This window comes from Paenibacillus lentus (assembly GCF_042714055.1).
Taxonomy (GTDB): Bacteria; Bacillota; Bacilli; order Paenibacillales; family Paenibacillaceae; genus Fontibacillus; species Fontibacillus lentus_A.
The window spans coordinates 114805-133138 of the sequence record NZ_JBHGVC010000012.1 but is presented as its reverse complement, the minus strand read 5'-3'; the positions used below and the strand labels follow the sequence as shown (position 1 = coordinate 133138).

19 protein-coding genes are annotated in these 18334 nt (G+C 47.6%); 4 read left to right on the top strand and 15 right to left on the bottom strand.

All coding sequences use genetic code 11. The features are described 5' to 3' along the window. Positions 1 to 9: 9 nt before the first annotated feature. The 3 genes from ACE3MQ_RS22185 to ACE3MQ_RS22175 form a co-directional block, all read right to left on the bottom strand. The gene (locus ACE3MQ_RS22185; protein WP_009225122.1) at positions 10 to 234 is read right to left on the bottom strand and encodes a helix-turn-helix domain-containing protein; all 225 of its coding nucleotides are present in this window, start codon (positions 232 to 234) and stop codon (positions 10 to 12) included. Between the two features lie 129 nt (positions 235 to 363). Continuing rightward, entirely contained in the window at positions 364 to 1854 is a 1491-nt protein-coding gene (gene glpK, locus ACE3MQ_RS22180) for a glycerol kinase GlpK (protein WP_379396808.1), read from the bottom strand. A gap of 179 nt (positions 1855 to 2033) precedes the next feature. Further along, positions 2034 to 2492: a MarR family winged helix-turn-helix transcriptional regulator gene (locus tag ACE3MQ_RS22175; RefSeq protein ID WP_379396806.1), complete on the bottom strand. Its 459-nt coding sequence runs from the start codon at positions 2490 to 2492 to the stop codon at positions 2034 to 2036. Between the two features lie 250 nt (positions 2493 to 2742). On the opposite strand from ACE3MQ_RS22175, the gene ACE3MQ_RS22170 reads away from it, so the two are divergent. From ACE3MQ_RS22170 to nagA, 3 genes are read left to right on the top strand one after another with little or no spacing between them, the layout of a single operon-like run. Beyond that, entirely contained in the window at positions 2743 to 3606 is an 864-nt protein-coding gene (locus tag ACE3MQ_RS22170; protein WP_379396846.1) for a MurR/RpiR family transcriptional regulator, read from the top strand. Between the two features lie 2 nt (positions 3607 to 3608). Then, the gene (gene nagB, locus ACE3MQ_RS22165) at positions 3609 to 4337 is read left to right on the top strand and encodes a glucosamine-6-phosphate deaminase (RefSeq protein WP_379396804.1); all 729 of its coding nucleotides are present in this window, start codon (positions 3609 to 3611) and stop codon (positions 4335 to 4337) included. A 2-nt stretch (positions 4338 to 4339) separates the two neighbouring features. Further along, positions 4340 to 5524 carry an N-acetylglucosamine-6-phosphate deacetylase gene (nagA, locus tag ACE3MQ_RS22160; protein WP_379396802.1) on the top strand — a complete coding sequence of 395 codons (1185 nt, stop codon included), beginning with the start codon at positions 4340 to 4342 and terminating at the stop codon, positions 5522 to 5524. 84 nt (positions 5525 to 5608) lie between these two features. Here the strand turns inward: nagA and ACE3MQ_RS22155 are convergent, their stop codons facing one another. Further along, positions 5609 to 6712, bottom strand: a complete 1104-nt coding sequence (locus ACE3MQ_RS22155; protein ID WP_379396800.1) for a YhcN/YlaJ family sporulation lipoprotein — start codon at positions 6710 to 6712, stop codon at positions 5609 to 5611. 97 nt (positions 6713 to 6809) lie between these two features. Here ACE3MQ_RS22155 and ACE3MQ_RS22150 point away from each other — a divergent pair, with 97 nt between their 5' ends. Continuing rightward, positions 6810 to 7883, top strand: coding sequence for a glycosyltransferase family 4 protein (locus ACE3MQ_RS22150; protein WP_379396798.1), 1074 nt, complete (start codon positions 6810 to 6812; stop codon positions 7881 to 7883). Between the two features lie 85 nt (positions 7884 to 7968). Here the strand turns inward: ACE3MQ_RS22150 and ACE3MQ_RS22145 are convergent, their stop codons facing one another. From ACE3MQ_RS22145 to wecB, 11 genes are all read right to left on the bottom strand, one after another. Next, a complete protein-coding gene (locus ACE3MQ_RS22145; RefSeq protein ID WP_379396796.1) occupies positions 7969 to 9027 on the bottom strand; it encodes a glycosyltransferase in 1059 nt (352 codons plus the stop codon). Between the two features lie 17 nt (positions 9028 to 9044). Next, positions 9045 to 10034: a polysaccharide biosynthesis protein gene (locus tag ACE3MQ_RS22140; protein WP_379396794.1), complete on the bottom strand. Its 990-nt coding sequence runs from the start codon at positions 10032 to 10034 to the stop codon at positions 9045 to 9047. Positions 10035 to 10078: 44 nt separating this feature from the next. Then, complete coding sequence (locus tag ACE3MQ_RS22135) at positions 10079 to 10774, bottom strand: glycosyltransferase (protein WP_379396792.1); 696 nt, start codon at positions 10772 to 10774, stop codon at positions 10079 to 10081. Positions 10775 to 10820: 46 nt separating this feature from the next. After that, entirely contained in the window at positions 10821 to 12110 is a 1290-nt protein-coding gene (locus tag ACE3MQ_RS22130; RefSeq protein ID WP_379396790.1) for a nucleotide sugar dehydrogenase, read from the bottom strand. 90 nt (positions 12111 to 12200) lie between these two features. Then, the gene (locus ACE3MQ_RS22125; RefSeq protein ID WP_379396788.1) at positions 12201 to 13133 is read right to left on the bottom strand and encodes a glycosyltransferase; all 933 of its coding nucleotides are present in this window, start codon (positions 13131 to 13133) and stop codon (positions 12201 to 12203) included. Between the two features lie 102 nt (positions 13134 to 13235). Continuing rightward, positions 13236 to 13643 (bottom strand): hypothetical protein, encoded by a 408-nt coding sequence (locus ACE3MQ_RS22120; RefSeq protein WP_379396786.1) that lies wholly within the window; start codon positions 13641 to 13643, stop codon positions 13236 to 13238. Between the two features lie 161 nt (positions 13644 to 13804). Next, positions 13805 to 14518, bottom strand: a complete 714-nt coding sequence (locus tag ACE3MQ_RS22115) for a glycosyltransferase (RefSeq protein ID WP_379396784.1) — start codon at positions 14516 to 14518, stop codon at positions 13805 to 13807. Then, positions 14515 to 15444, bottom strand: a complete 930-nt coding sequence (locus ACE3MQ_RS22110) for an NAD-dependent epimerase/dehydratase family protein (protein WP_379396782.1) — start codon at positions 15442 to 15444, stop codon at positions 14515 to 14517. Before ACE3MQ_RS22110 ends, ACE3MQ_RS22115 begins: the two co-directional genes overlap by 4 nt. Beyond that, a complete protein-coding gene (locus ACE3MQ_RS22105; protein WP_379396780.1) occupies positions 15437 to 16267 on the bottom strand; it encodes a dTDP-4-dehydrorhamnose reductase family protein in 831 nt (276 codons plus the stop codon). The genes ACE3MQ_RS22110 and ACE3MQ_RS22105 overlap by 8 nt, the downstream gene beginning before the upstream one ends. Next, positions 16264 to 17250 (bottom strand): SDR family NAD(P)-dependent oxidoreductase, encoded by a 987-nt coding sequence (locus ACE3MQ_RS22100; protein WP_379396778.1) that lies wholly within the window; start codon positions 17248 to 17250, stop codon positions 16264 to 16266. Before ACE3MQ_RS22100 ends, ACE3MQ_RS22105 begins: the two co-directional genes overlap by 4 nt. Continuing rightward, positions 17240 to 18334, bottom strand: coding sequence for a non-hydrolyzing UDP-N-acetylglucosamine 2-epimerase (gene wecB, locus ACE3MQ_RS22095; RefSeq protein WP_379396776.1), 1095 nt, complete (start codon positions 18332 to 18334; stop codon positions 17240 to 17242). The genes ACE3MQ_RS22100 and wecB overlap by 11 nt, the downstream gene beginning before the upstream one ends.

The window sequence follows — 18334 nt, the reverse complement described above, 5'->3', positions numbered from 1 at the left end:
GCAAAACCGTCAGATTTTTAGTTCCCCAAGCTTGATTAGCTCGACAACCGCCTGCGCACGACCTTTTACGTTCAATTTCTGCATGACATTAGAAATATGATTTCGTACGGTCTTCTCGCTGATAAATAGTTGCCCCGCAATGTCGCGCGTCGTTTTATCCTGCACGAGGAGTTCGAAAACTTCTCGCTCACGATGAGTCAACAGAAATTTGCTGTTACGATCGCTGCTTTTCAAAATGCGTCACCCCTCCTTGCTCGGGTTTTGTGGTATAACAAGGTTAAGGGATACAGTCAACACATATTATGAAAAAAAGCGGGTAAGCGTGCGATACAAAGAAAAAATGGGCTGTGTGCAGCCCAATCCTTATTTAAACGCCATAGCGGCGTATATGGCCTTTTTCCAGCCACTGTATAGTAACTCCCGCTCATGCTCCGGCATCATCGGCTCAAATCTGCGTTCCACGCTCCAAATGCGGCGAATTTCATCAAGATCCTGCCAATATCCTACAGCAAGCCCTGCCAGATAGGCTGCACCTAGCGCGGTTGTTTCTTGTACGGTCGGACGTTCTACGGGCACATCGAGAATATCGCTTTGAAATGCCATTAGGAATGTATTCGATACCGCTCCGCCGTCCACGCGCATCGTATTCACCTTATAGCCGCAGTCCTTCTCCATCGCCACAAGAATATCCTTTGTCTGATAAGCCAAAGCTTCCAGTGTAGCTCTAATAAAGTGCTCTTTGCTCGTGCCCCGCGTTAAGCCGAATACAGCGCCCCGAACCTCGCTATCCCAATACGGGCTGCCCAGGCCGACAAAGGCCGGCACGACATATACCCCTTCCGTGGAATCGACGCGTTCGGCATACCTCTCGCTATCCTTCGCCTCACGGAACATCCTGAGGCCGTCTCTTAGCCATTGTATGGCTGATCCCGACACAAAGATACTCCCTTCTAGAGCATATTCAACCCTGCCGCCCAAGCCCCATGCAACCGAAGTAATCAGTCCATGCTCCGACGAGACCGGCTTCTCTCCCGTATTCATCAGCATAAAGCAGCCTGTGCCGTAAGTAGTCTTCACCATTCCCTGCTCAAAGCAGTTCTGTCCAAAAAGTGCCGCCTGCTGGTCGCCCGCCGCCCCGGCTATCGGCACCTCATGTCCAAAGAAATGATACGGTGCCGTATGTCCATAAACTTCGGAGGATGAGCGGACTTTGGGGAGCATCGCTTTCGGCACATCGAGCAGTTCCAGCAGCTCATCATCCCAGCAGAGCTTATGAATGTTGTACATTAGGGTTCGCGATGCGTTGGAGTAATCAGTGACGTGTACCTGGCCTCCGGTCAGTTTCCAAATGAGCCATGAATCGATCGTGCCGAAGAGCAGCTCTCCGTTCTCCGCTCGTTCCCTCGCTCCTTCAACATGCTCCAAGATCCATTTCACTTTCGTCCCTGAGAAATAGGGATCGATTAATAATCCTGTCTTTTGCTGAAATAAAGAATCATGCCCAGCGGCCTTGAGCTCTTCGCATATGTCCGCCGTCTGTCGGGATTGCCACACAACAGCATTGTAGATATGATTTCCGGTCTCTTTTTCCCAAATGATCGTCGTTTCTCTTTGATTCGTAATACCGATTCCCGCTACCTGGCCCGGCTTAACCCCCGACTCCGACAAACAAGAAGCGATTACCGCTAGAATTGAACCCCAAATCTCATTGGGATTGTGCTCTACCCATCCGGGTTTAGGAAAATACTGCGGAAATTCACGCTGCGCTGAGTGTACGATCTTCCCTTGCTTATTGAACAGAATCGCCCGCGTACTCGTCGTTCCCTGATCTAGAGCAAGTATATATTGATCCATAAACATCCTCCGCTCTTGGCTAAATCTAAAACGCAATGCCTATTTAATGAATTGCAGATTTCAAAAATTGTATAGTCATAATTACAATATTAACCTTATTCTACCCCGATGCCCGATGACGTGACAAATGAAAAAAAGGCACCCGCAGGTACCCTTTCGTTAAGTGATTCTTATTATTTCTACGCTTCGCCCGTTCCTCTCTCTTTCAGGCGGGAGACCTCATCAAATTTAGCAATTACGCGCTCCAATACTTCCTTCTCGTTCTCATCCAAATGACCAAAATAATAGGCCAGTACTTCCCTTGATTTCCTCCGTGCTTCCTCGTATGCATGCCTGCCTTGCTGCGTAATGGATAAGAGGACTGCGCGCCGATCCTGTTCATCATGTTTGCGCTCTACATAACCGTTCTGAACGAGGCGATCGATCATGACCGTTATCGCGCTCGGCTTAACGACAAGCGCCTCTGCCAAATAAGTTACGTTGCAGCTTTGCTCCTTGGCAATGAGCGACAGCATATGAAACTGCGGGCCGGTAAGCGGCAGCTCGCGATGCTGCATGATTTCGTTCTGCAGCCTTCTAACAACCTTCGAGAAACTCGACTGGAGCCGGTCTATGTATTGATCGAGATTCGGATCCACACTATTCCTCCTCATCGGACAGTTATACGATTAAGCTGTCTAGTTCTAAACATATATTAGTGTATTATGTGATCGCCCGAAAAACAAGGAGCTTTGTTTCAAAAGTGTCACATGGGTGTAATAATACACCTTGCATTATAAAGTGGAATATTTTATGATGTATTAAAATAGTTTTCATAATTTTTACGTTTTCAAAAATAATTATTTTCTTCTCTATTTTGCATCGTTACAGGAAAGAAGGTGAACCTGTATCCATACTCCTATTCTGCACGCGTTATCAACCCAACTAAACGCCTTGCCGCCACAAGAAAGACGCCTGGCAGAACATATTTTAAATGCACCTACATCCGTTATCCATATGGGCATTACTGATCTCGCTGAGGAGTGCGGAATCAGTCCTTCTACGGTGACAAGATTTTGCAAGACGTTTCATTTCAAAGGATTTCCCGACTTCAAAATGAAGCTCGCCTTTGAGCTGGCTCATAAACCTTCAGAAAGTCATTACCAGGATATTATCGCAGGCAACGATCTGAACAGAATTGTACAGGCTATGGAAGCTAATCATTTGGCATCGATAACGGATACAACTCGTCTGCTGGATATCTCCCAGCTCCAAAGGGCTGTGGAAACGCTATGCCGCGCAAAGCGGATCGACCTCTATGGCGTAGCTACTTCCTCCGTCATCGCGCAGGATTTCTATCAGAAGCTGATTCGGATCGGCAAGAATTGCACCGCCTTTGCGGATTCGCACATGCAAATCACTTCTGCGTCCAGCTTAAGCGAAGGTGATGCGGCGCTGGCCATTTCATACTCCGGGGAAACACCGGAATCCATCGATGCGCTGCGATGTGCGAAAGACAGCGGGGCCGTTACTTTATCCTTAACCCAATACGGCAGCAACAGCCTTGCATCCTTAGCGGACATATCTTTATTCTCTTCCTCTCTGGAGGAAGGTATGCGGCGAGGCGACATGGCCTCAAGAATTGCCCAGCTTCATGTGATCGATATTTTATTTACAGGAATGGTAAGTCTGGAATTTACAGATTATACACCTAAACTAAAGAATTCGTATCAGAATGTCCAAATCTATCGTAAAACTACTGGAGGCGAATAAATATGTTAAATATTATTAAAGTAAACAATGAACAGCAATTCAATGAGACCGGAGCAGGAATTATCGCAAGTCTGCTGCAAACGAACCCGCGTGCTACGCTTGGACTAGCTACCGGGGGTACTCCTGTCGGAGTGTATCAACAGCTGATTGAGCTAAACAAGCAAGGCCTGGTGAGCTTCAAGGAAGCCCGCAGCTATAACCTTGACGAGTATATCGGCCTGCCGGAGGATCATTCGGAAAGCTACCGCAGATTCATGAACGAGAAGCTGTTCAATCATGTAGACATAGATCTAAATAATACGTATGTGCCGTCAGGCGTATCCGGCGATGGGCATAAAGCCGCGGAAGAATATAATCTGCTGCTTGAGAAGGCAGGGCAAGTCGACCTGCAGCTCCTAGGCCTCGGCCATAACGGGCATATTGGCTTCAATGAACCTGCTGAGCAATTGACCGCAGCAACCCATGTGGTCGAGCTGGATGAAGTAACCCGCAAAGCTAATGCACGTTACTTTAACTCCATCGACGAAGTACCGACACACGCCATTACTATGGGCATCGGCTCCATTCTAAAAGCGAAGCAAATTTTGCTGATGGCCAAAGGAGCCGACAAGGCTGAAATTGTTGCCAAGGCGCTCAAAGGGCCCGTTACGACTCAATGCCCTGCTTCATTATTGCAGCTTCATCCAAATGTTGTTGTTATCGTGGATCAGGCCGCCGGGGAGCTTTTATAATCATGACTGCTTCTAACCGGAGTTTTCAAATTACTCATGCCGAGGTCGTTACGCCTAAGGGCATCATTCATGATGGATCAGTAGTCGTAGAAGAAGGCCTTATTGCATACGTTGGCTCAACATCGGGAATGCCTTCAGATTCTCCAGCTTCAGCCTTAACGGTTGATGCAGGCGGAGGCTATGTCCTGCCTGGCTTCATTGATGTTCATGTGCATGGCGGCATGCTCGAAGATTTCTCTATTCCAAGCAAGGAAGCCTTCGATGCGATCACGAAACTGCACTGCAGTCAAGGGACTACATCCATGCTGGCTACAACGATGACGATGCCGCATGACGTGCTTGATGAAGTCTTGAGAGAAGTTAACGAATATATGTCAAATGATATGCCGTACGCCCAACTGGCAGGCGTACATTTAGAAGGCCCTTTTATTAGCCCGAAATGGCCCGGTGCCCAAAATCCTTCTCATATCGTGCCTCCTAACCGATCCTGGGTGGAGGCATGGAACAATAAATATCCGGGTCTGATCAAACAGGTTACCTTTGCCCCGGAGAGAGAAGGCGCACTAGAGCTGATCCGCTACCTTCGCAAGGAAGGAATCGTTGCTGCCGCAGGGCATACCGATGCTTCCTATGAAGAGATTATGGCCGCCGCCGAAGTCGGCCTTCACCATGCCGTTCATACCTTCAATGCGATGACGCCTCTTCATCACCGTAAGCCTGGAACCGCTGGAGCCGTGCTTAGCACCCCGGCAATCAGTGCTGAAATTATAGCAGATGGCATTCATGTTCATCACGCGGCGATTAAGCTGCTGGCTCAAGTAAAAACTGACAACAATCTTATCTTAATAACGGATGCCATGTCAGCTGCAGGGCTTGGGGACGGGGAATATAAACTTGGCGATCTGCCAGTCATCGTGAAGGATAACGTCTGTACTCTTAAGGATAGTGATAACACCCTTGCTGGAAGCACATTAACGATGATACGCGGCTTCCGCCATCTTGTACAGGAAATCGGTCTCTCGGTCGAGAGAGCCTCTGAGGCGGCTAGCCTCAATCCGGCAAAGCTCATTCGAATCGATCATTTGACCGGTTCCGTTGAGACCGGTAAACAGGCAGATTTGCTGCTGGTAGACCAGAATTTGAATTTGCAGGACACTTGGATCAAAGGACGTAAATTCGGAGCATAAACCATGATTCAAAAAGCAGCAGCTAAGGATTTTAAATCATCCTTGTAGCTGCTGCTTTTTTTCCAAACAGGACTAAACCGTCTCTTATTGAGTTACCCCGCCTGAGAATCCTGCGCCACTGCCTGTTCCTGTGCCTGTAGTACCTGACATCCCTGTACCTGCGCCGGTTGTTCCGACGCCGCCTCCTGTATTTCTATATCCGTTCGGACCAGTCATCGTACCAGCACGTCCCGGAAAAATCCGATTAACTAGCTGTTCAAAGTCACCTACATACCCCTGTAAAGTGGCTCCGCCGCGAGATTGTGTCGCGTAATTGCTAACGTGAGTCACAAACTCCTGATGACCGGATACGTGCACATTGCGAATATGAGGCGCAGTCTTCTTTACGGCTTTTGAAATTTGATCCTTAACGTTCTGAGGAACATTATCCACCAAAGCAGCCCCAGTTCCTGTACCGAGCCCTACAACAGAACCATTGCCTGTTCCATCCATAGAGGTTGTATTTCTTTGGCGAGTGGTATTCATGCCAAACATGCCATCGGCTCCGCCATTCATGCCGTTTGCCCCTCTATTGCCCCGGGTACCCGTATCAAATAAACTGCCGGCCACACCCGATCTGCCCATAATTCCCCGGCCGATCCCGTCATCACCATTGCTGCGCATGCCATATCCTGTCGTGCCTTGATTAAGTGTTGTGGGAGTTCTTCCAAAGTTTGCTGCGCCATTATTATTACCTAAGGTGTTTGTTGTACCAAGGCCCGTTGCTCCATAGTTCGTGGTCATCCCGCGCCCTTGACCAATCGATCGTCCATTCTGATTGCCGTGAAGCGTCACGGCTACATATGCATCGCGATCCGTAACGACGACATGCGCGGATTGAACCTCACGGAGCTGGGATACTTTGTTGCTTAAAGCCGGACTGTACTTCAATGAATTAATGCGCTCGCTTTGACCATTGCCGAGACTGCGCGTAAAATTCCGATTTCCCTCGCGCAGCGAATTTACATCATAATTTCCCTGGTTGTTGTTCCGTACGCCCTGAGACCGCATATTGTTGTTATCGGTTCCAGTCGCACAACCCGTTACTCCGACCATACCGGCAATCAACGTTGCTGACAGCGATAAGCTAACAACTTTGGCAATTCGCATGTAGTCATCTCCCGTCATAAAGTAATGTATGATGAACATCTGTTAGGATGCTCCCCGGGGAGTTTTTGCATACAGGTAAACATATCCGCAAGCTATGCGTACAATAGGATATACAATTTCTGAGGTGATGTCCATCATGAAAATATTGTTTACATTTTATGTCCCCAGCGGCGGCGTGGAGACATTGAATCGCCTCCGTTGCGAAGCGCTTAAAGGGATTGGAATCGAAGGCCATCTCCTCTATCTTGAGCCTGGCTCTGGACTCCAGAACGTATCTAACATTCCGGTTTATATTTCCCCCACGGATGATGAGCTATGCGCCTTGCTTAAATCAAATCAATTCGACGCCGTTATAACAACTTCCGATCACCTTATGCCGCTGAGGCTTCGCAAGCAAGGCTACCGCGGCCCCATCTTATTTGAAGCGCAGGGATTAGGCACAAGGGTTCAGGCCGAACAAGCCTTTAGAGAAGCATCCCCCATTTTGCTTGAATACTGCCAGGGCGTGTTAATGCCTCCCACCCCCCACCTAGTTGAGTTAGTTTCAACGATTTGTCCTGCTCTTCCGCGATACATCTTCCCTAATGTGCTGGACACCCATACGTTCTCTTATCGCCCACTAACGATTCCCGAAAAGCCGGTCATCGCCTGGATCGGACGGCTGGAAGAAAATAAAAATTGGAGATTGTTTCTTCACATTGCTCATTCCCTTATCCTAATCCGCCCCCAGCTCATGTTCTGGATTTTTCTCGACGACAGACTTAGTTCGGAGGAAGTTCTTAATTCCTTCTGGCAGCTCGTTCATTCGCGTGGTCTATTCGACCACGTTCGTATTTATCCTAATGCCCCGCATTCCGACATGCCGAAATATTTATCCCTTGTTGGAGATTCAGGAGGATTTCTGCTGTCCACTTCATACCTTGAAGGCTTCGGATATGCCGTTGCTGAGGCAATTGCTTGCCGTTGCCCTGTACTCAGTACTGATTCCGATGGGGTACGTTTTTTTATCCGTCATAATAAAACAGGCAAGTTTTTTGATATGGGGGATGTATCCGGTGCGGTTAAGCAAGCCCTTGAGCTGATGGATGACCAGAAGCTGCGCGAAGATATTCGCGCTAATGGCCGGCAATATATTTCGGGTCTGATGTCACCTGGGCAATATGCCGCAAATTTTCACAATATGCTCTTGAGCATCAAAAAAAACATTTAAAGGTTATAGAGACAGCACAAAAAGGTTGCTCTTAGATCATCCGTATGGATAACCTAGGGGCAACCTATTTTAATGAATCATCTCCTTAGGGAATCTTTCCAAGCACTTGCTGAAGCTTACGGCGATTCTCCAGTAAGACTTGATCCTGCGGAAGATATCCCAAGGCTTTTTCGTTATGTCGATACGCGTTCTCCAAATCTCCTTGTTGAGCATAACAAATACATAATCGCCCATGCGGAAGCCAGGTGCGGAAGCTGCGGTTCTCCATAAGCAATAAGGATTTTTCTGCCGTTTGAAGTGCCTGCAGATACCAGTAAGTCGCTGTCGCCCATTGGCCGCGCTCCTCAAAACAACCCCCAATTGCACAGCAGATTTCGCTCTGCGGCAAATCATACCGAAATGAACGCAAAAGGGCTTCGAGCTTCTTATCCTTCAGCCCCAGCTTCTCATAACAATCCGCCAGTTTGATGCAAGCAAGGATACAATCATCAATGAAGCTCCCCGGCTGCTCCAAAAACCGTTCTAAATGAAGAGTTGCCTCCTCGTAACGCTTCAAATCAGCCAATTCACTGCCATAGTGGAGCAACAGCCTTCCTTCCAGCCTGCCATCAGAAGCAATCCATTTTTCTATAATACGGAGATTTCGCTCCGTATGCGCCCCCTCTCTCCGATGGGACACAGCTGCATCAGAATAATATATGCTTGCACCGAATACATCAATATATTCGTGCACGATTCCCTTCCATTTATACCCTTTATCCCTTCGGACAAGGCGATGCCTTCGAGATAATATGAGTGGTTTCCCAGCTGCATCAAATGACAAGTAATAATCCATCATTACGACTGTCTTCTCTGGCGTTAAAAGATCCTTTAGTTTTATTAATTTGTTGCGATCCACGGAAGACAAGTAATCGTCGGCATCGAGCCACATAATAAATTCCTTTGTAGCCTGCTCAAATGAGTAATTTCTGGCGGCCGCGAAATCATCCGTCCACGGGAAGTCGTAGATTTTTGAAGTATAACGGCTGGCAATCTCCTTTGTTTGATCCGTGGATCCGGTATCCACGATAATAATTTCATCCACGATATCACATACTGAATCCAGGCATTCCTGAAGATGCTCCTCCTCGTTTCTCACGATCATGCATAAGCTTATAGAAGTCAGGTAAGGAAGCCTCCTTCCCGAAGAAGGTCAATAATATCCTGATTAGAAATTAGGCTGTCATTCGAATGATATTCGTCAAAGGATACGCTCTGAAGATGGCTATATTGCTTAAACAAACTTGCAGGAGGGTTGGATGGAAGTATTACGAAGTATTGCTCGTTGTATTTGTACGTATAGGGTGACTCATAGCGGGAAACAAGCACTTCATGCAGCTTCTCACCGGGTCTCATTCCTATTTCCCTCAGAGGGACGGTATGCCCCAAATAATGCTCGGCTAATGCGTCCGCAATATCGGTAATCCGGCATGCTTTCATTTTCATGACAAACATCTCGCCGCCAATCGCCGTTCTGGCTGCCTTAAGCAGTAATTCTATCGCTTCTTCCAGTGTAAGAAAAAATCGGGTCATTTTAGTATGGGTTAACGTCAATTCATGCCCGGACTTCAGCTGTTGAATAAATAACGGCACAACGCTTCCGTTTGTCCCCAGGACATTCCCACCACGTATGCATGTAAACCGGGTATGCTCGCTTAAATAATTGGCATGTATCATCAGCTTCTCTCCGATAGCTTTCGTCATGCCATACGTATTGATCGGATCTACTGCCTTGTCGGTAGAAACATCGATAACCTTAACCACCTTCTGGGCAATACTGGCCCGTATAATATTCTCCGTGCCCAGAACATTCGTTTTTAAAGCCTCCGCTGGCTGATGCTCACACACGGGAACATGCTTCAAAGCAGCCAAATGAAAAACGTAGTGTACTCCCTTGCATCCTGATTCGACGGCATCATAATCCCGAACGTCGCCGATGACAAATTTAAGCCGGGGGTCATTTCCAAATTCCCGCTGCATGAGGACTTGGGCATATTCGTTACGGGAGAAGATACGAATTTCTCTCGGATTCTCCCGGAGTAGTGTCCGGGTCAATGTCTTTCCCCATGATCCGGTGCCCCCGGTTACAAGAATGATCTTATCCTTAAACATTACAGCACCTTCCTTTCTTTCCGACCCGCCGGAGCTGAATCTGCCTATTTGATTGGTTTGGCCATATAATTCCGCAATACGGCTTCTATCTCCTTAGGCTGCATCCGATTCTCTTCCGGAACTACCTTGGGAGAAGTATTGGTAGAATGTACGACGTTAACCCAGTTGCGCCCGGCTAACTTCTCATGAGGGAATTTGATGACATGACCGTGATCTCTAATTGTATATCGCTCACCTTTTAGGTAGGCCTTCACCTTATAAATCAAAACGTAGAATTGGGGAGAGGCATAGAACTTTGGAGCCATTACGTTACGATCCCGATCCCAATAATATCCGTTCTGATTGAGCAGGGCCCAGGCTTCGGGCTGATGCCGATAATCATGCAATTTTTGAAAATACTCTTTATGAAGCAAATCGTCCGAATCAGTTCTGGCGATATACAATTCCTCCGCTCCCTGAATATATTCCGCTACCGCCTGATCTATCTCTTCCACGGGAACGAATCGGATATTATCCGGCAGCTGAATTCGAAGATCGCTGAGCACTTTATAGATCACGTCATGCGATCTCGGATCATATTTAAGCAAGGTCAGGAAATTCTGATTGGTCTGATGCTTCAAGCTGTTTAAAGTCAAATCCCGAAACAGCTTGATCCGATGCTCTACCCACGGCCGGGTTAACCGGTCTTTGCACATCCCCATGTTGTTAAATCTAATATCGATAACCAACCGCCTAGTCAAACATATCCCTCCTTGTCTAATAAACAAAAAAATTTGCTGCCTATTGTTATCCCCTCTCCATCCGTCCGCCTCCGAGGACAATCACCTTGGCCTTTCCGGCCATGCCAGCCGTTGCGTTCCTGGTATCAAAAACAAGCCGCGAATGCTCTAGAACCCGATCCAGAGGCAGTTCACGATGATCCGTTGCAATCACGACACAGTCCGCCCGCCGAAATTCGGAATTACTAGCCTTTGACGCCTGCATCGCCATTCCATGAATATCGAGCTCTGCAATATGGGGATCGTAATATAGCACATCTGCTCCTTCTTTGGAAAGCAAACGAATCAACTCAATGGAACTAGAGCCCCGAATGTCGGCAACGTTCTTCTTGAAGGTAACGCCTAACACAAATATTCTGAGGCCCTTCAAGCTTTTTTGACCGAGCGCTTCTTTCATTCTGGAGAGGACATAAGCGGGCATGCTGCGGTTAATGCGGGATGACAGCTCTATAAATGAGCTTGTTAGCCCCATTTGCTGAGTCTTCCATTGCAAATAATGAGGATCTACAGGTATGCAGTGCCCCCCAATCCCGGGCCCAGGATAAAATGCCGTGTATCCAAATGGCTTGGAAGAAGCTGCTTCGACGACCTCCCACACATTAATATTGAGCTTGTCGCATAACACGGCGAATTCATTAATGAAAGAGATGTTAACAAATCTGAATGTATTCTCCAGCAGCTTGGTCATTTCAGCCGTGTCTGTGGAGGATACCTTAATCACCTTGCTAAAGACTGTCTTGTAGAGCTGCTCCGTCCGATGCGCGCATTCCTCCGTCACGCCGCTTACTACTTTAGGGATACTGGTCAAGGGAAACTCCTCGTTCCCCGGATCCACTCTTTCGGGCGAGAAACCGATAAAGATGTCTTTGCCCGTCTTCAGGCCGCTTTTCTCCAGCAGCGGCAGCAGTACTTCCTTTGTGGTTCCTGGATAGGTCGAGCTCTCCAAGGTAACCAATTGACCGTCTCTCAAATGATCCCTTAAGCGTTCGGCCGCATCAACAAGGTAGGAAAGATCCGGAACATGCTCTTTGGTTAGAGGCGTGGGCACGCAAATGATGATTGATTCAGCGGGCTTGAGGGCACTAAAATCTGAGGACAAAGTAAGTCTTCCTTGCTCTACAGCCGACTTGATTATCTCATCGGGAACATCAAATATATAACTTCTCCCTCTTCGCAGGCTCCTCATCTTTTCTTCGTCCAAATCGATTCCTATCACGTTATACTTCTTGTTCAGAAAAGCGGCCGCCAATGGTAACCCTACATAACCAAGCCCAATAATCGCAATGATCTTATTCAATTTCAGCCCTCCTTCTCCTATACTGCTAGAGTAGTATATGAGAGGATGATCTTATCAGCTTGGATATATGCTTATTCTATATCCCATTTCTCATCCAGTTTTCACAATACTTTGTATTATTTTCAGTAACCTCTGAGCGCGTACCGCGGTCGTATGCTTCTCATGGATAAATTCATATCCCTGCCTTGTGATTTGTTCGCGTAAGTGTTCATTCTCCGGCCTTAAATAAAACTCGACTTTCTCTTCATAATCATGTTCGGAGATGGCAACATAGTGCGTTCCCGACCTAAAGCCCAAATCTCTCAAATCTTCATTCGGTGATGCCAATAAGAGTGTGTAGCTGGCCGGCACCTCAAAATACTTGCGCAGCGAATATTTATATATAGAATCGCAGGTAAGAAAGATTTTCGCCCGGTTTGCCTCCATCGCAAATCTTTGCGCAACAAGCACTTGTTTGTCTGAGTCGAAATTAACGTAGCCCGGGTGCTTATGAAAGACAAAGCCTGGCCTTCTTATATACGTATTTTTCATTAGGTAGCGTAAGGGGTATATCCTACGATTGATAGCCCCCATGAGTAAAAGATCAATGTCTTTAGGTTGTTGATAATTCCGGAAAACGGAAGGTTCAGCAAAATGAGGTAGCCAGTACAAGTTCCCCTCGTATTCGGGATATCTTTTACGAAAGGCGCTTCGATAAATCGTGAAAATGTTTTCTGGTCTTCTTGAAAGAAATTCCTTTCGCAATTCCACATGCCCATGAAGATCATGCATAATCATGCCCCAGGGGATTTGCAGATCAAAAACTCCTTCGACAGGAGGACAATGTGTGGAATGAAACATATCATTCAACAAGATAAAATCCGGAGTAAACGGTAGGCGTTGAAGAATTTCCTTCAGGTCTCCGCCTTCATGGCACAGTGCCAAATCTGCATGTTTGGCTAGCTCCAATTGCAAATAGTGAAAGTTTCTTTCTAAATATTGACTAAAGTCCTTCGTGATGAACAAGAGTTTGAGCCGCTTCATCGCTCCCATCCTTTCCAAGGCGGCCTTTCATAATTCCTCTTCCATAAAAAAGCTTGAAAGCTTGCCGGAATGCTCCTGACAAGCTTTCGTGCAGACACTTCGTCAAGGTCCTGATGCTATACCTATAAATGATTCCGGGCCATTGCGAACCGACGTAGACACTCCAGAAATAAACGAGGAATATACCGTTTGCGGGGCAGCCGGCGCTCTCATGTCTGCAGCTACAAAACTAGTAACATGCGTAGCCGTAGACTCACTTACTACGCCTTCAAGCGTATAAATGACATTAGCTGGCACGTAAGTTGCCCCGCGGACAATCTCAACCGTGAATGTATCCCCGATATCTCCCAAAATCCCAATATTCCCAAACAGAGTCACTATCGGGTTAGGTACGTTCTGCGTCTGCAGTCCAATAATCCCGAATAGTTCTGGGCTAAAAGACAGCGGAGTGCCAGGAAAACCTGGTCTATTAGAGTTTACGGATGATCTGGCGTCCAAGAAAATTCCCACGATGGTCACCTCCTAAAATTACAAGCTACATTACCTTATGCTAGTGTTCGACAGCGTGCATAGACAGATTTCATGGGATAGAAGCTCATTTTAAAAGATGGAAGTATCAGAGAAAATGAATCGTTTGAAAATTTACAGCAACGCAGCATATATGGTCAGACCTATCGACCACGTTGTATCAGCCGATACAACTCCCTTATATACCGACGCTGCACCGAGATTATTTCTTGTCCAATCACGCCTTGATGCCGAATCGATCCCATACCCGGATGGCGACGATAAGCCGTCAGGGGCTGATTCAAATAGTGGAGCGGGATACCAGCAATTAGAATCCTATACCACAAATCATAATCATGAGTATAGGGGAGCTTCTCATCAAATAAACCTAGGCGCTGCAGCAAGCTTCGTTTAATCATTACCGTGCAGCCATTGACCGGATTTCCACGCAGAAAAGTCTGCAGCAGCTCTCGCCGGGTCATGGACGACGCCCCTGCACTGTGCTGAGTCACCGTTCCATTTTCGTCGATATAATTAAAATTCGTATGAGAAATTAATGCTTTATGCTTGATCATATATTCGAGCTGTACTCTTATCTTGTCGGGGTAGAACATGTCGTCCGAGCTTAGCCAGGCGATATAATCCCCGGAAGAATGACGGATTCCGTGATTCAAGGCCGTAGCGGTGCCTCCGTTCTGCTTGCCCAAGTAATAAATACGATGCCGATGGGGAGCCATCAGCTCGGCACAGGAGGTTGAACCGTCATCCACCACGATAATTTCTATATTAGGGTAGGTTTGATTTAAGGCGCTCGAAACGGCCTGCTCAATATATGGACAATTATAAAAAGGGATAACAATACTTACCCTTGCACTCATATACGATCCACGCCCTCCCTTCGAAAAAAACGTAAAATATCGCTTACCGAAGCTTCCCAAGGAATCGTGGGGCTCCAGCCCATCTCCCTTAAGGCATCAGGCTGTATAATGGCTGCCGCCGGCATGCCGGCATATTCGTCTCGTTCCTCCACCTCAAGCGGGCATTGTACTCTTGCCATGTTTACGAAGGAATCGCATACTTCGCCCAGCCTTCTTTCGAACCCGGAGCACACCGGATACACCTCGCCCGCTTTTCCGTGACGCAGGAGCAATTCATAAGCATCGACGGCATCTCTGACATCAAGGAAGTCCCTTTTCGCACTTGCGGATGACAGACGGAATGGCGGCCTGGACTCTCCTCGTTCCATGGCCGCGATATATCCCGCCAGCAAGGAGCAAATACCGGTAGAGGGCCCAGGCCCGATTAAATTGCCCGGTTCTGCCAATATAACGTTTTGATGAAACAGCTTTCCCCATGCCAGCGCGACAGCCTCCTGGATCGATTTACTCAGACCATAAGGATGAGTGGGTTCTACAGGTATTCTTAAGTCAAATTTAAGCCGTGAGCCGGCTATTAATATTGCAGTATCCTCGTACTGCCGAAGGGCATTTAACAAATGAATCGTCGCCATAATATTGCTTTCCATATACAAAAGGGGGTTAGCCCAGGATTCTGGAACCGAATTTTTGCCTGCGAGGTGCAGAACGTATTGGGGGGATGTGATTTGAACGATTTCGTTTACCCGGACCGGTTGGTTCAAATCGCATACATAGTAATCCACGCCGTCTAGCGGCTTCAAGGATGCCAGGACAGCACGGGTACGCACAATCGCAGCAACCTGATAGCCTTTCTCGGCCAATCTCCGGCAAGCATGCTGCCCCGTAAAGCCCCCGGCGCCTGTGACCAGAACGACTCGGCTATCCATGGCTCTTCATCCACTCTGCCATTTCCTCAATCATGTCGCGAAAAGCGGGCAGCGTAAAATGAACATCCTTCCGGGTGGATATCAAGGTTCGATCAATGGACGGTCCATCATCCGCCACGATGGTCACATCCTGTTTATTCCAGATCTCCTGAAAAATCTTCAGCATATCATGCTTTGAGACGATTTCGGGATGTGCCAGGTGCACGAGTCCCGATAAAGAGGAATCAAGCACGGAGTCGATGGCCTTAGCCAACTGAATGGTTGTCACACCGTTCCAGGGAACGCGCCGGTAGCCGTTCACCTTCCCCTTTTGGCTTAAAAACCATTGCAGCAATCCGATTCCGCCATCACGTATTTCCGGGCCGATAATCGATGTCCGAATCGTGAGATGTCCTTGACCCCGCACCTCTCCGAGCGCTTTCGTAATCGCATAGGTAGATTTGCCGTCTGTTGCATCGTCTTCTTTATATCCCCCTTTACTACCGAGGAACACACAGTCTGTGCTGATATGAATTAAGCGGGCCGATAAGGCATCTGCCGCCCTGCGCAGGCGGTGGGGGAGGAATCCGTTAATATGATAAGCGGCTATTTTATCCTGATCAGCGAAATGATTTAGGACGCCTACCGCATTAATGATGACGTCCGGCCTGACGAGCTGGACAGCTCGATCTACCGCGGCAATGTCATCGGCGTCAAGAATGAGCGACCCGGGGTCGCTCATATCCCGGGTCGTATAGAACACATGATGCTTCCCCTGCCGCTGGAAATAGCGAACCAATACATGTCCTGCCATGCCGTTGCCGCCAAAGATTAAAATTTTCATAATATAAACCCTCCGCGAATCAACAGATTCCGGATCTCATCTTTACCCATTAGATTGTGTTCCGAACTAAAGCTATCGAAGGGCACAAGAGGATAATGTCTATATCGCTCCTTTAACTCCGGAAAATCCATGGTAGGGAGAATAACCAGATACTCGCGATCGTAGACTACCGTAGTCAGGCTCTCGTATTCACTCATCAGGATTTCATGAATTTTCTCGCCAGGGCGAATACCCGACTCGATAATTTCCACGTTTTCTTTGCCGGACGCTTCAATCAGCACTTCCGCCAAATCCGCGATGCGGCAGGTCGGCATGGACATGACGAAGATTTCCCCGCCGATACTCTCGATGGAAGCCTTGAAGAGCAGGCTTATCGCATCGGGCAAAGTAAAGAAGAAGCGCGTCATTTTCATATCTGTAATGCGCACATGATTTTTATTTAAAATTTGATTTTTAAATAAATGAATGACACTCCCATTCGTGCCGAGCACATTTCCTCCACGAACGCATACGAATTTCGTATCGCTTTGAAGCAAGTTGGCGTATACGATCAGCTTTTCTCCGATCGCCTTGGTCATGCCGTAGAAATTGGAAGGATTCGCAGCCTTATCGGTAGAGATGTAAATCACTTTACTCACTTTATTTTCGATTGCCGCTTCGATGACATTCTGCGTTCCGACTACGTTTGTCTTTAATGCTTCATAAGGTTGATCCTCACAAACGGGAACGTGCTTCAATGCCGCCAAATGATACACAATATCGACATTCTTACATGCATCCATCAACGCCTCTTTATCTCGAATATCGCCAATCCGAAAAGTAAGTCGTTCATCCTCGAACGCCCGGCTCATAGCTACCTGCGTAGATTCATTGCGTGAAAATACGATGATTTCCTTCGGCTGCTGAACCAGAAGCTGCTTAACCAGTTCATAGCCCCATGAACCTGTTCCCCCGGTAACGAGAATGACTTGATTATTGAACATTCGCCTTCCCTCCAAGCACGAATTTAACAACCTTCTGCGAGACTCGCTCTTCTAAATAGCCTTCGGGACAAGTCCATGATCGCTCCAGCCCGATCATCACTTCCACTGCGTCTGCGATTCTCTTCGAATCGAGTCCGGATACGACATTACTGCCGCAATCCACGGTCTCAGGACGTTCTGTCGTGCGCCGAATGGTAACTGTAGGCACCTGCATAATACAGCATTCTTCCTGCACGGTACCGCTATCTGTCAAGGCGCAGCGGGCGTGCCGCTCCAATTTGACGAAATCGAAAAATCCGAAGGGCTCATGAAATTCGACCAGCGGATTCATTTTAATTTTCAAATCGGTGGCAATACGGGACTTCGTACGGGGATGAATGCTGCAAATCAAGCGCTGGCCGTAAGCTTCGGCCACTTTGTTCAAGCCCTCCATAATTTCATGCAAATGTCCGGGATGATCCACATTCTCTGCACGGTGTGTTGTTACCAAAAAATACTGCCCAGGCTTCAGCTTAAGCCGATCGAGAATATCACTGCCCGCAATGAACGGCTCGTAATGATTCATCACCTCATAAATCGGATTGCCTGTCAGAATAATACGCCGACTCGGCACTCCCTCAGCTATGAGGTGCTGCTTGCTTTGAGGGGTGTATGGCATATTTATAGTAGAAATCGCATCAATCAGCTTACGATTCTTCTCCTCGGGCACCTCCAGATCATAACAACGGTTTCCGGCTTCCATATGGATGACCGGAACTCCCATCCGCTCTGCCAATATGGCGCACAGCGCACTATTGGTGTCTCCTAACAACAGAACCCGATCCGGCTGCTCCGATTTTAGAATCGTCTCCATTTGAGAGAACATCGCGGCCAACTGCTGCCCCAGGGAAGTATTTCGGTTCTGAAGAATATAATCCGGTTGTCTGAGACCAAGCTCTTGAAAAAAAATATCGCTGAGGCTTGAATTGAAATTTTGCCCTGTATGCACCAGCACATGCTTGTCGGCATAACGATCCAGCAGGGGAATAATCAAGCTGAGTCGAATGATTTCCGGACGTGTGCCGAGTATCGTCATAATTCTCAC

Coding starts and splice junctions, on each gene's coding strand:
- glpK (WP_379396808.1), bottom strand. CDS start 1,854: ATGGATCAATATATACTTGCTCTAGATCAGGGAACGACGAGTACGCGG.
- nagB (WP_379396804.1), top strand. CDS start 3,609: ATGTTAAATATTATTAAAGTAAACAATGAACAGCAATTCAATGAGACC.
- nagA (WP_379396802.1), top strand. CDS start 4,340: ATGACTGCTTCTAACCGGAGTTTTCAAATTACTCATGCCGAGGTCGTT.
- ACE3MQ_RS22155 (WP_379396800.1), bottom strand. CDS start 6,712: ATGTTCATCATACATTACTTTATGACGGGAGATGACTACATGCGAATT.
- ACE3MQ_RS22150 (WP_379396798.1), top strand. CDS start 6,810: ATGAAAATATTGTTTACATTTTATGTCCCCAGCGGCGGCGTGGAGACA.
- ACE3MQ_RS22145 (WP_379396796.1), bottom strand. CDS start 9,027: ATGATCGTGAGAAACGAGGAGGAGCATCTTCAGGAATGCCTGGATTCA.
- ACE3MQ_RS22140 (WP_379396794.1), bottom strand. CDS start 10,034: ATGTTTAAGGATAAGATCATTCTTGTAACCGGGGGCACCGGATCATGG.
- ACE3MQ_RS22125 (WP_379396788.1), bottom strand. CDS start 13,133: ATGAAGCGGCTCAAACTCTTGTTCATCACGAAGGACTTTAGTCAATAT.
- ACE3MQ_RS22115 (WP_379396784.1), bottom strand. CDS start 14,518: ATGAGTGCAAGGGTAAGTATTGTTATCCCTTTTTATAATTGTCCATAT.
- ACE3MQ_RS22110 (WP_379396782.1), bottom strand. CDS start 15,444: ATGGATAGCCGAGTCGTTCTGGTCACAGGCGCCGGGGGCTTTACGGGG.
- ACE3MQ_RS22105 (WP_379396780.1), bottom strand. CDS start 16,267: ATGAAAATTTTAATCTTTGGCGGCAACGGCATGGCAGGACATGTATTG.
- ACE3MQ_RS22100 (WP_379396778.1), bottom strand. CDS start 17,250: ATGTTCAATAATCAAGTCATTCTCGTTACCGGGGGAACAGGTTCATGG.